General features: G+C 39.3%; 5 protein-coding genes and 1 pseudogene. All 6 read left to right on the forward strand.

Annotation, left to right across the window (positions count from 1 at the left end; translation table 11 throughout):
• Positions 1 to 24 precede the first annotated feature (24 nt).
• The 6 genes and pseudogenes from RLO81_RS20105 (at position 25) to RLO81_RS20130 (ending at position 14,403) form a co-directional block, all read left to right on the forward strand.
• Positions 25 to 6,186 (forward strand): PKD-like domain-containing protein, encoded by a 6,162-nt coding sequence (locus RLO81_RS20105; protein ID WP_350116173.1) that lies wholly within the window; start codon positions 25 to 27, stop codon positions 6,184 to 6,186.
• A gap of 18 nt (positions 6,187 to 6,204) precedes the next feature.
• A complete protein-coding gene (locus tag RLO81_RS20110; RefSeq protein ID WP_350116176.1) occupies positions 6,205 to 7,254 on the forward strand; it encodes a PorP/SprF family type IX secretion system membrane protein in 1,050 nt (349 codons plus the stop codon).
• A gap of 156 nt (positions 7,255 to 7,410) precedes the next feature.
• A complete protein-coding gene (locus RLO81_RS20115) occupies positions 7,411 to 11,181 on the forward strand; it encodes a PKD domain-containing protein (RefSeq protein WP_350116178.1) in 3,771 nt (1,256 codons plus the stop codon).
• Positions 11,181 to 12,194, forward strand: a pseudogene (locus RLO81_RS20120) (PorP/SprF family type IX secretion system membrane protein). Before RLO81_RS20115 ends, RLO81_RS20120 begins: the two are co-directional and overlap by 1 nt.
• Positions 12,195 to 12,251: 57 nt before the next feature.
• Positions 12,252 to 13,673, forward strand: a complete 1,422-nt coding sequence (locus tag RLO81_RS20125) for a CCA tRNA nucleotidyltransferase (RefSeq protein ID WP_350116181.1) — start codon at positions 12,252 to 12,254, stop codon at positions 13,671 to 13,673.
• A gap of 25 nt (positions 13,674 to 13,698) precedes the next feature.
• On the forward strand, positions 13,699 to 14,403 hold the full coding sequence (locus RLO81_RS20130; RefSeq protein ID WP_350116184.1) for a tetratricopeptide repeat protein: 705 nt from the start codon (positions 13,699 to 13,701) through the stop codon (positions 14,401 to 14,403).
• Positions 14,404 to 14,472 lie beyond the last annotated feature (69 nt).

Below are 14,472 nucleotides of genomic sequence, written 5' to 3' on the forward strand. Positions count from 1 at the left end.
GGTGCGTTGACCTATGCAGTAGATGTGACGAGTTCGACAGGGAACTTGGCCGATATCACAGGTGAAGAAGCCGTGAATGGCTTAACAGGCCAGACGTATCCGGGCAATGTGAATGTGAACCTGACCAACAACACCTCATCATTCATAGATGTGACGTTTACGTTCACCCCAGAATTAGCCGGCTGTGCGGATGGACCGACAGTAGATGTGGTGGTACGTGTAGAGCCAACACCTTCTTTAAACCCAACTTTAAATACTGCTGTATCTGTATGTGAAGGAAATAATATCGATATTGATATTGCTAATACGGCAGTAGCAGATGGCGCGTTGACCTATGCAGTAGATGTAACGAGTTCGACAGGGAACTTGGCAGATATCACAGGTGAAGAAGCCGTGAATGGTTTAACAGGCCAGGCGTATCCGGGCAATGTGAATGTGAACTTAAACAACAATACCACTTCAACTATCAATGTGACATTTACATTTACTCCAGAACTTGCTGGATGCGGTGATGGTACACCAGTTGACGTTGTGGTTTCAGTTGAGCCCAGACCAGTTATTGCACCAGGTCAGGTTAAAACTATTTGTAGCAGAGATAATGTAGATTATCACGTAAATTTAATACCAGCTGGCTTACCTATTAATACTGACTATTCATGGGGTTTGCCTGTAATGTCTGACGGTTCAGTACAAGGAAGTGTTGGTACGAATGTACCAGAATCTAATGCCCTTACGATTACTGATATTTTAACAAATACGACCAGCAATAGTATAACAGCGACTTATAGTATAACTCCTAGGGTAAATGGTGGTAACTTATGTGAAACATTACCTCCGGTTGATGTAGTGATTACTATCGATCCAGAACCTGTGGGTTCTGATGTTAATCCGGCTCCACTTTGCAGTGATGCGACACTTGCTTATAATATTCAAACGCAAAATATCAATACCAATAATGGAGTCCTAAGTCAATTTACGTATACAGTGGCTAGTGATAATCCAGATGTAGCGGCAGGAGCTGATAGAATTGTACCATCTGTCGATCCTATATCTGATGGTTATGTGAATGATTCAGGATCACCAGCCAATATTACGTACACAATTACTCCATTTAATTTAATTGATGGCTGTCAGGGAGATGATTTTGACGTAACATTTACTTTTAACTCTAAACCTAAAGGATTTGACGATATAGATGAAGAATGCAGTGACGTAGCCTTGAATTACGACATCCAAACCCAAAATATAGATGATGCTATAAATGGTAATTCTGTCACAAGTGATTTTATATACACAGTTGTTTCATCAAGTGGATCAGTACCACCTGCACCAAATAGAACAGTTAAAAGCGCATTACCTATAACTGATACGTATACTAACAATACAGGAGCACCAGTAGATATTACCTACACTATTGTCCCAATAAGTCAAGGAACTAACTGTACAGGCGATCCTTTTACTGTAACATTTACCATTCAGTCTGAACCTCTTGGGTCAAATGCTACATTAGACGTTTGTGGCGGTGGTGCAATCAATTTTAATCTTCAAGGACAAATTACAAATGGTATTACAAGTAGGTTCTATTATACAGTATCTTCTTCAAGTCCTGGAGATGTCGCTCCTGATCCAGACAGGCCAATTGGAAGTGCGAGTACTGTAGGTATTAATACGTCCTACACCAATACTTCTGGTGCACCAGTTCTTATTACCTACACGGTAACTCCAATTGCTAATGATGCTACTAACTGCGAAGGAAACCCATTCCTGGTAAGGTTTAATATTATTCCTGGCCCAGAGGGAGCCGATGATGTTGAACCTGCGACTTGTTCAGGTGTTCAATTGAATTATGATATTCAAGCAGATAACATTGATGCACTTGGGAATAGCATTCCTGGAAGATTTACTTATGTGGTCTCCTCAAGCAATGAGGGTATAATACCTACACCAGCTGCATTGGACAGAACAGCAGCGTCTGATCTTCCAATAACTGATACTTACACAAACACATCAACTGTGCCTGTAACGGTAACCTATACAATTACGCCAATTAGTGATACAGGTGGTTGTTTAGGAACACCTTTTAATGTCGATTTTGAAATCACTCCGGTTCCTCGCGGTGGAGATGATCTCAATAATATTGTATGCAGTGATGGACCAGTAGTTTACGATATTCAGGTGGACAATATAGATACCTTTAATGGATTGGCTTCTGAATTTATCTACACTGTAACTTCCAGTGATCCTGCTAATGTTCCGGCAGATGCTGACAGGGTAGTATATGATGCTGCGCCAATCAATACATCTTATTTAAATACGACTTCTTCTCCTGTGTTCATAACTTATTCAATCACTCCAAGAGAAACGGTGAGTGGTGATTTATGTGAAGGAGAAGAGTTTGATGTTCGATTCCAGATTAACCCTGAACCAGTCATTGATCCGGCATTGGATAATTCCGTTTGCAGTGATGAAAACATCAATGTGACCTTGGCTACAAATGGAATCTCAGTGAATGCTGCCAATTACAATTTAATGAATGTAACTATTCCTGTCGGTTTAACACCTAGGGCTGGCAATGTTGTGTTCCCACAAAATGGTGTTAGTGCAACATATATTCGTTTTGATAGGTATGAGAACCTGACCAATGGACCATTAACTGTTGATTACGAACTGATACCAATCAGTGCTTCGGGTTGCCAGGGAGATTTACTAACAATTCAGGTGGAAATACTACCGGAGCCTGTTCTAGATCCTGCATTGAGCCCAACACCAGTTTGTTCAGGGCTTCCATCTGGCGTTATTTTATCAGAAGATGCAGGTTCAGTAGCTGCCGCTTCTTATAATATTAATGGTATTTCTGTACCTGCAGGGTTAACTGCAAGTGCTGGTAATGCCAATATTGGCGATGGCCAACCTTCAAATGCTATACAAAACGATACGTTTATTAACACCACAAGCGTTCCATTGCAGGTGACATATACAATTACTCCAGTAAGTGCTGCAGGTTGCGAAGGGGATGATCAAACTGTAACATTTACTATTAACCCTTCACCAGATTTAGCGAATCTGGATGAAACAGTGTGTAGTGGAGAGAATTCAAGTATTGTATTAGGTACAAGTGGGTCAAGTGCTTTTGCAGCTAACTATCGAATTGTTAGTGTTACACCTGATCCTCTGCTTACCGTAGTGTTTCAAACGGCAGATAATACCACTACAAACGATACTAATGAAATATTCAATGATCAGTACATAAATACCACTGATAATCCATTAACTGTGGAATACAGAGTGATACCTATTAGTGGGGCAGTACCACCATGTGAAGGTCCGGAAGAGTCAATTATTTTAACTGTTGAACCAGAGCCTTCAATGTCCGTTCCTGCTGACGAAAATATTTGTAGTAATGATATTACATCAATAAGTCTTAATTCTACAACGGTTCCTACTTCAGGTGTGGTAACATTTGATGTTCAGGCTATTCCAATAGGAGCTGTTACAGGTGCACCTTTCTTAAGACAAAATTTAAACAATGGATTTATAATTCAGGATCAGTTGTTGAATTTGGGTAATACAGTTGGCGAAGTTCAGTATACAATTACCCCTAAAACCGCAAGTGCTAAAAATGGTCTAGGATGTGCTGCCGGCACACCTACGGTGGTAAGTGTTTTCGTAGAGCCTAGCCCAAGAGGTACATTTAATCAATTGTTTGTTTCGATATGCGAAGACGAATCAATAGGTGATTTAGATAATTTTATAACAACACCAACGGTTCCATCCAATGGTAATGTAGAATTTGTATTAACTGAAGTTGTTGCCTCTGATCCTAACATATCTGGAATGAGTCTGGATGATGGTTCGGTTGTTATTCCTGCGAATGGTGAGATTACAGATGTGCTAACCATTGCCGATGGGGTGGGAGTTACTTCTCCTCAAACAGTGACTTATCGACTAACACCAAGAATTGTTGGTTCAGATGCTGTGGTGGATTGTAATGGCGCAGCTAATTCCGTTGAGATGATTGTCACTGTAAGGCCAAGAGGTGTTGTTACTCCGGCATTTACAAATATTGAATTGTGTAGTGGTGAATCTTTCCAGAATAATCTTACGCTAGATCTTGATGCAGGTACAGCTATTGCCTCATGGACAGTCGTGGATAATCCAAATGTAGAAGGTGAGTTTGATGCGCTTGGTAATACAATGTTCCTGAGTTTAATAAATAATTCAACATCACCACAAACTTTGGAATACATTGTAACACCGCAATCGTTGTTTGATGCAAATTGTATAGGTAATCCAGTTTCAGTTTTTGTAACTGTGAATCCAGTGCCTGATGTAGTTATTGCCGATGCAGAGATAGTACGATGTGATGGAGATCAGGCAGATATACCGCTAGATGGAAACGTAGCAGGTACAAGATTTGAGTGGAGTGCTAACGTGTTGTCAGGTTCGGTAACTTTTGGAGGTGGGGTAACTTCAGGTACTGGAACAAATGGCAATATGATTGACCATTTACTTACAAATACTGGAACAACCCCAGCCATTATTAGATACACAATAGAATCGTACTATGATAAGACCTTACCAACAGGTAATGACCCTTGTGAAGGTTTTGTGCCAGGCTTTGTAACTCTAACACTTAGTCCTCCTGTAAGTGCTGCAATTGTGCCTCATCCAGATGATGGAACTGGCACACGTTTCAGATGTGTAGGAAATGTGGAAGCCGTACAATTCCAATTTACAGGTTCGGCACCTTTTGAGTTGACTTATATTGAAACGGATGCAAGTGGTGCATCTACTACGATTGTTGAACCTTTCTTACCTGCTCAGTTCTCATTAATAACTTCTGAGACTGTTTCTTACGAGCTAGTTCAGGTAGAAGATGCGAATGGTTGTGTTGCTATTTCCAACGAATCTGTTGATATTATTTTTGAAGAAGCCGTTGCTGATTTAGAAGTTCGAGGTGACGATGCTAATAATGCCTTTGGATTTACTAAAACTCCACCGGATGTGCTCATGGATTTTAATTCAGGTACAGCTCAGGTTGTATTCAGATTTAATAATTATGACCCTGCAAATACGTATGAGCTTCAAATTGGAGATCTTGTTTTTGAAGATGTTGGCCCAACGTTTACACACATTTTTACAGAACCATCACCATTAGGTAGTGTTGGGTATTCAGCAGAGCTAAAAGCATTCTCGCCTACTATTGGAGATGTATGTAATGATGTCGATAACTTCTTTATCAGAGTAATCCCTGCTAGTCCAGAAGTTATTGCATGTATTGGAGAAGGCTGTGAAACTGTATCAGGCATTAATACACCTGAAGATTTACCTGCTAATCTTAGGCAGATACAGGGCTGTGCGCCTTTAACAGTAGATATATACAGCTACGTGTTCAATGGTACTACACCATTGCTTTCAAGAAACATTGAAGAGAATAGCATCGTTTGGACTATTGATGGGCAAAGAATCACAACACCTAACACTACCTATACCTTCACACAGCCGGGTACTTATAATATTGAATTGGAAGCACAAAATGGCTATGATGAATTTGATTTTGATGCCGTTGTAGCAACAGTTAATGTTGTGCCTACTGCTCAATTTACAATAACACAGGAGGTTGTATTTATTCCTGACGATGGATTTAGGCCGACCAATAGGTCGCAAAATGCAGACACTTTTGTTTGGGATTTCGGTGATTTCAACACATCTATAGAAAGAAGCCCTGAGCATTTCTATGAGGAAGAAGGTATCTATGATGTTTCATTGATTGCATCATTAGATCACGGTACAGATGTGAATGGTACTTCCATTGTTTGTTATGATACGTTAATTCAGCAAGTAACTGTGGAAGAAGGCGGTTTCACAAAAACACCTAATGCATTTACTCCAAACTTAAATGGACCATCTGGTGGTGCAGAGTTTGATCCGAATGTACCAGGCTCAGGTGATTTAGCAAACGATATTTTCCTTCCTATTACCGTAGGAGTTCAGGAATTCAAAATGTGGATTTATGATCGTTGGGGTAACTTAATATTCTTTAGTGATAATCAACGAGTAGGTTGGGATGGTTACGATAGCAAAGGTAACTTGCTACCTGCAGGAGTATATGTGTATAAGCTTGACCTGATATTATCTAACGGTCAGCGGACAACACGTGTTGGAGATGTGACTTTGATTAGATAACTTGAGGCTTGATTTGAAATGAAAAAGATACTAATTCTTGCATTCGGAATCTTACTTGCTGGTAAGTTATCAGCTCAGGATCCGCAGTTTTCCCAATTTTACAATGCTCCGCTATACTTAAACCCGGGGTTTACGGGAATTACTCCGCAACAACGATTAATTGCCAATCATCGATTGCAATGGCCAAACCTGCCACAAGTTTTTTCTACTTATGCCATTTCATATGAAATGTTCATCGGAGAGTTAAAGAGTGGTTTTGGTCTGATGGCTACCACAGATAAAATGGGTACTGGAGGCTGGAGAACAACTACTGCCGGCCTTTTATATAGTTATAAAATTAGAGTTAGCGAGGATTGGGTTTTCTCTCCAGGAATCTATTTTGGATATGGACAGCAAGGCTTAGATCAAAGTAAGTTGCAATTGGGTGATGAACTAGCCTCAGATCAATCAGGTTCCAATGACCCTGGAATAGGAAGAATTGACAATGCAACCTATCTGGATATTGGTTCAGGTTTAATTATGTATAATCGTAACCTCTGGCTTGGCATTTCAGCCTATCATATGAACCAACCAAATATTTCTTTAATAGGGAATGAGAGCCGTTTGCCGATTAAGTATAATATTCATGGTGGTATGCGTATTCCGCTTTATAATGGACCTAAAACAATTAGCAAAGTTTCTTACCTGACACCAGGCTTTGTATACCGGAGACAAGGGAGTTCTTTTTCACAATTAGATTTAGGAGTTAATTATCACATAGATCCTATTTCTATAGGAGTTTGGTACAGAGGTGTTCCATTACAAAGGTCATTTCAATATTTAGGCGTTGAAGATAGTAAGGTACAGCAAGATGCATTAGTTTTTTCTCTTTCATTGCTCTTTAATACCTTTCAGGTAGGTTATAGTTATGATTTTACAATCTCTGAACTTGCTTCAGCAGCAGGTGGGGCGCATGAAGTTTCAATCATTTATGAATTTGCCACCAAACCATTTAGAAGAGGGGTGAGAAAGAAATACAGACAACTTCCGTGTCCTACATTCAATAGTAAAGAAGGATTCTGGAATTAATTCCTGCAATTTAAACTGCTCTATCAGCAACTTATCTTTTAAAACTGCATTATAGCGATTAATGTCGCAATAGCCTGATTTTCAGAGGTTTCATTACCGTACTTTACTGTATTTACTTATGTCTATTTGGCTTTATAACTCAATTGGTATAAAGCAATGTCTAAACAGGCGGTATTCTTTCTTTTATTTTTCTGTATAGTATCTGGTTATGATACCTATGCACAATGTAATCTGCTTAGGTCACAAATTGATGTTTCATTCAATACAGATCAGGATTGTGCCCCAGTAACAGTTACTGATTTTACAGTAACCTACTATTTCAATGCCCCACAGAACCCAGCCGATATTACCATCCGATTTGAGTGGAACGATCCGTTAAACCAATTTTCTGATGTTGTGCCGGCTGCCGCAGGCGGCAACACGGAATTTACGGCATCAGCCCCTTTTTTTACCTATAATACTAACAACGACTGTGCGATTCGCCCAACCGCATTTTTATACATCAATGGTGTGCTTTGTCCCACTTCGGAGGAGTTGCAGTTAAGCCCTTTTTGGGGTACTGATGAAGAAGGGAATGGAGATGTTGAAATCAGCCCAGATATCTACGAAGTGTGTTATAATAACCCAATTATTAATGCTGTATTTACTGATAATAGTGAGTTTAACTGCAGAATACAAGTTGAGCCGGATAGACCTAACCAGCTCACAAGACATACACAATTTGTTTATGGAACTAACCATGACCCTTCTACAACTATTTTAAATCTTTCTCTGGAAGATGGTGGAACTCAAGGCTTAACGGATGCCACAGGTAATATTGTAACACCTGTAACCAGAAGTGGCGTAACGGCCGCCTATTTCGGGCCCATAGTTACGGTGCCAACACCAGCCCTTGGGCCTGCGGCAGTATCATTCCCAATGAATGCGCCTGCCGATTTGGCCAATCTTGTTGGACATGATTTCGAGATCACACTTTACAACTGGAATTTCTGTAACCCATACAACGGCAATCCATTGGCACCCAATTATGTTGATGCCATAGCTACAACCGCTTATTTGGTGATTGTTGATGCGCCAGCTCCTGATTTTTTAACGCGAAGAAATGATGCCTCAGGGGCAATTACCACTACATTCTGTATTGATGAGCTAATCTATTTTGATAATGAGACCCCTGGATTAGGCGGTTTGGGTTTTACATGGGAGTTCTTTGATGATGCTACAGGAACATCTTTACTATCCAACAGTACAAACGTTAACCCCACTTTTTCATATACAACTCCCGGACAAAAATTGGTTAGATTAACAGCATCTGACCCAACAGCACAGGGCAGTTGTGATGAAACTTTCGAGCTATTATTAAATATTTCGCCTTCGTTTGTAGCAGATATTCAGCTCACCGACCTTACAAACAATCCTATTAACCCTGAATTTTGTCAGGATGCAACGAATAGCCTGAATTTTGACGTGCGATTTGTTGATAATTCTGTAGGTACTGCTACTGGAGATACTCGCTGGCGCTGGGAGTTCTATGACGAAAATAACATACTAATATTTGAAGACCCTCCGGCAGGAGCATTTTCAGCCGTGCAGTTAGGCCCGTATGATCGTAACTTTGTCAATTCAGGCGTTTATAGAGCGGTTTTAACCATAAGGGATAATGCCACTTCATGCGAAAGTATTGATGAAGAGTTTGTTTATGTTTACCCGGCACCTGAGCCTTATTTCACTGTTACCCGAGTTTGTGAAGGAGAACTTACAAACTTCACTGATAACTCTGTAATCAATGCAATTAACGGAGAGTCTATCGTTTCTTGGGAGTGGGACTTAGATTATGACGGTGTTACTTTCAACAAGGAAGCGGCCTATGATAACCTCGTGAATTTTGATTATTTATATCCTGCTTCAGCAAGTTATGAAGTAGCACTTAGAGTCACATCCGATCAAAATTCTTGTTCTGATATGTTGGTACAAACGGTGAATGTAGATCCATTACCAGCTGCCAACTTCACACCAGATGTAACTGAAGGCTGCAGTGTGCTTACAGTAAACTTTACCAATAATTCTGTAAACAGTCAACCCGATTTAATTTCAGCGTATATATGGGAGATTGATGATGGTAGCGGGTTTGTGGTTGATGCCACACAAGACCCTTCAGACGCATCCTTCAGTTCAGTGTTCACGCGGAGCTTTACAAACTCTACTAATTCAAATGTCGTTTTTGATATTCGATTAAGAACGGTTACCGTAAACAATTGCGAAACCGTGAGTGGAATACAACAAATAACAGTATTTCCTTCACCACTTTCTGGTTTCAATTCAATCAACTATTCACCTTTCAATGATAATTGCTCTCCTTTAAATGTTGATTTTCAGGTAGATGCACAAACTCAAAGCCAAATGCCCAATGACTACACCTGGACTATTTCGGATATCAATGGACTGGTAGATCAGCAAAGTACGGGCACAACACCTGCATTTAATTACCAGTTTGTGAACGATACTCAAGCAATCAAAGACTTCTCTGTTACGCTGAATTCTTCCATTGGTGGTAGTTGCACAGGAGACAGTACACTAACAATAAGAGTTAATCCTGTTCCAATCTCAAATTTTGATGTAGATACCCTTGAAGTGACATGTGATTTTATGCGCGTATATGCTGAAGCTGAACAAAAAGGGCTAGCAGAATATGCATGGCAAATAATTGTTGAAGGTACGGTGGTATTGGCTTCATCTGGCACTCAGGATAACATTGAATACTCAATAAATAAAGTAGGAATGCCTTTGGATGTCGAAATTCAGTTAGTAACTACAAATTTTGCTGGTTGTTCCAGTACGATAACAGCACAGTTAATAACTACTGAAGAAGAACAAAATATTGCGGTAGGTTTTGAAGTCACACCATTAGTTCAAACATTACCCGATGCCACAATTTTCTTAACAAATACTACCAATGCCGGCCCATGGCAATATTTGTGGGATTTCGGTGATGGCACCACCAGCACTGATCCTAGCCTAACTGAATATACCTATACCCAAGGCGGAACATATACCGTTTCCCTTACAGCAAGTTTTGGTGAATGTACTGTAAGAGAAGTTAAATCGATTACCATTAATCCGATACCACCTATTGTAAATTTTGACTATGATCCTGCTTTTGGATGTGCTCCTTTAACCGTGACTTTTACAAATTTAAGTCAGTTTGCATTAAATGATTCTTACGAATGGGATTTTGGAGATGGAAGTACATCTAATGCTATAAACCCAACGCATACATATTTTGAACCTGGATTATATAGCGTATCACTAACAGCATCAAATGCTTTTAACCAATTATCAACCGAGGCTAAACAACAAATAATTGAAGTGTTTGAAACACCTATTGCACTATTCAGCGCAAGGCCTACGATTGTCTTTGTTCCAGATAACCCTGTATATACCAATAACCAGAGTTTTGGCGCAGATAGTTTCTTTTGGGATTTCGGAGATGGTGCAACTTCAAATGAAGCAGAACCTATCCATTACTATAAGGAAGAAGGAACGTATGATATTACATTAATAGCTTCAAATTCACTCGGCTGTGCTGATACACTAACTCAAGTTGGAATAATTGAAGGACAGATGAATGGTAGACTGCTTGTGCCTAATGCTTTTAGCCCAAATTTAAATGGCCCTAATGGTGGCGATACCGGCACATCAGGAGTAAACGATGTTTTTCTACCGATTACAAGAGGTGTCGCTGAATTTGAGATGTTGGTTTTTAATAGATGGGGAGAATTACTATTCAAAACAGTGGATAAAACTATTGGATGGGATGGTTACTACAATGGGAAGCTCTGTCCTCAGGATGTATATGTCTACAAACTGAACCTGGTTTTCGAAAATGGGCAGAAATCTACAAGAACCGGGGATATTAATTTAATTAGGTAATGAGAAAGGTATTAGCAATCATATTAGCTTTTTTAGCCTTTCAATCGAAAGGTCAGGATCCCCAATTTTCACAATATTATGATGCTACGTTATATTTAAATCCCGCATTTTAAGGTACATCTATAGGGCATCGTTTTATTTTAAATTATCGAAATCAATGGCCTAATTTAAATAATGGGTTTGTTACGTATGCGTTTTCTTATGATTATAATTTGGATCATTTGAAAAGTGGAATTGGCGCTTTAGTGACAGTCGATCAAGCCGGTTCAGCCAACTTAACTTCAACGAACTTTAATTTTGTTTATAGTTATAAAGTGCAATTGGCTAATAAATGGATATTTACGCCAGGCTTGTCTTTCGGTTATGCCAATAGGAGCATCGATTTTGATAAACTCGTGTTTGGCGACCAATTAGATTTTGATATTGATGGGCAGGTACCAACTACAGATCAAAGTGTCAACTCATTAGGTAATGCAAATTATTTTGATTTTGGGGCAGGTTTTCTGCTTTACAGTAAGAATTTCTGGGCGGGTATGTCAACAGCACACATCAATCAGCCAAATCGCTCTCTATTGGATGAAGAAAGTGAAGTGCCGATTAAAACTTCGGTACATGCAGGTTTTAGAATACCACTTTATCATGGCTTAATGAAAAGAGCCCGGGTGTCTAGTATAGCCCCTTCATTCATATATAAAACACAAGGTGAATTTGACCAATTAGATATAGGGTTGCATTTCTTATATGAACCAATTATGATAGGATTATGGTATCGCGGAATACCTTTGCAGCAGAATGTGAATGATAATATTAGTCAGGATGCGGTAGTGATTATTTTAGGCATGCAACTCAACGATTTTGAAATTGGCTACAGCTATGATTTTACAGTGTCTGAACTTGGCAGCATTTCGGGTGGAGCGCACGAAGTTTCTTTACTGTATAGATTCGAAGCAATAGGAGGTAGCAAAGCCAAGAAGCCCGATAAGTTTATTCCTTGCCCTACCTTTAATAAATAATGACTTCTTATACCGCATGAATAGTGCTACCTTTGCGCCAAATTGTGTGAAGGGCTAATGAATCTAAAGTCAAACCTCGAAACCCCTATATTTAAAATTGTATCTGAAGCTGGCGAAGAGCTAGGCATCGATGTTTATGCGGTGGGTGGTTTTGTGCGGGATATCCTGTTAAATAGGCCTAGTAAAGATATCGACTTTGTAACAGTGGGCAGCGGAATTGAACTAGCACAGAAAGTGGCTGATAAGATTGGTGAAAAACAGGTATCTGTTTTTAAAAATTTTGGAACCGCCAATATAAATTCTAAAGGCTTTGATTTTGAGTTTGTTGGTGCCCGAAAAGAATCATACAATAGAAATTCAAGAAAGCCAATTGTTGAAGATGGTACACTTGAAGACGATCAGAATAGAAGGGATTTTACCATTAATGCGATGGCGATTAGCCTTAATAAGGCAAATTATGGTGAGCTATTGGATCCATTTGGAGGACAGAAGGACCTGAAAAGGAAAGTAATTCGCACGCCTTTGAAGCCAGAAATTACCTTTTCAGATGATCCTTTGAGAATGATGCGTGCCATTCGTTTTGCTACCCAACTTCAATTTGATATCGAGCCGGACACATATGAAGGTATAATTAAGAATGTAGATAGAATCGATATCGTTTCCATGGAAAGGGTTTCCGGTGAATTAAACAAAATAATTCTTGCCAATAAACCATCGTATGGCTTCAAGTTGTTATTTCATTCTGGTTTGCTTAAAAAGATATTTCCCGAAATGGTTGATTTACAAGGAGTTGAAACTATAGAAGGTAAATCGCATAAGGATAATTTCTATCATACACTTCAGGTGCTTGATAATGTCTGTGAGAAATCAAATTATTTATGGCTAAGATGGGCTGCCATACTGCATGATATTGCCAAACCACCAACCAAGCGCTTCGACTCCAAAGTTGGCTGGACTTTCCACGGACATGAAGATAAGGGTGCACGGATGGTGCCCGGTATCTTTAAAAGATTGAAGCTCCCCTTAAATGACAAGATGCACTATGTTAAGAAACTTGTGCGTTTACATCTTCGCCCAATAGCTTTAGTGAAAGATGACATCACGGATACGGCTATACGAAGACTACTTTTTGAAGCGGGGAACGATGTTGATGACCTTATGAAATTATGCCGGGCAGACATCACATCCAAAAATGATGTGAAGGTGAAGAAGTACTTAGGTAACTTCAAAAAAGTAGAACAGAAGATGAAGGAGGTAGAAGAAAAAGATCAGGTGAGAAATTTCCAACCACCAGTGTCGGGTGAAGAAATAATGAACGCTTTTAACATTACTCCTGGTAGATTGATAGGTGAAATTAAGGAGGCGATAAAGGAGGCGATTTTAGAAGGCGAAATTCAAAATAATAGAACAGAGGCATTAGAATTAATGTATAAATTAGCCAAAATAAAGGGGTTAGATAAAGTCTCTGGAAATAACTAGTTTTGGCGTTTTAAAAATTGAACCAATGAAATATTTAGCTATTCTATCATTTGTATTATTTGGATTAAGTGTAAATGCACAAGATACACCTTCTACTCCAAAACAAGCTTCGGCAGGTCAGGTGCTTACGAATCACTACATTAGAACGTATCAGGCCGGAATGCGATATAATGATTTTGCCATTGCTAAACATGCTCTTTACAATATTCTGGTAGAAAATCCTCAAAATGATTCTATATTGTATTCGCTTTCTTTATTATATTTTCAATCGCAGAATTACGCTTCAGCAGCGCTTACAGCGCAGGATATTATGGCAGTAAACCCTGACAATCTTGGAGCCTTGGAAATTGCAGCTGTTTCATACGAAAACCTCGGAGTGATGGATAAAGCGCTTGAATCTTACGAATCCCTTTATCTTAAAACAGATGACCTTCAAACACTTTATAAGATGGCTTTCCTTCAGTATGACTTGGAGAAATATGCTGAGAGTAAAACCAACGCAGATATTTTACTTAATAAAAAGGGGGTTGAAGAAATGAATGCTGTGTTTAATGACACTGAGGGTAAACAAAAAGAATATCCTGCAAAAGTGGCCTTATTAAACCTAAAGGGCCTCATAGCTCAAAAGCAAGGAGATAACAAAGTGGCTGAAAATTATTACCAGCAAGCTCTGACAATAGCCCCTGATTTTAAGATGGCCAAAGACAATCTTGCCACACTAAAAAAATAATCCCCTTCCATGCAACCTCTGTAATGTATATTTGTCTATAACACAGAGGTTGAAAGCTTGGCACAACAG

Origin of the sequence: Fulvivirga sp., assembly GCF_040220315.1 — a bacterium.
Lineage (GTDB): Bacteria > Bacteroidota > Bacteroidia > Cytophagales > Cyclobacteriaceae > Fulvivirga.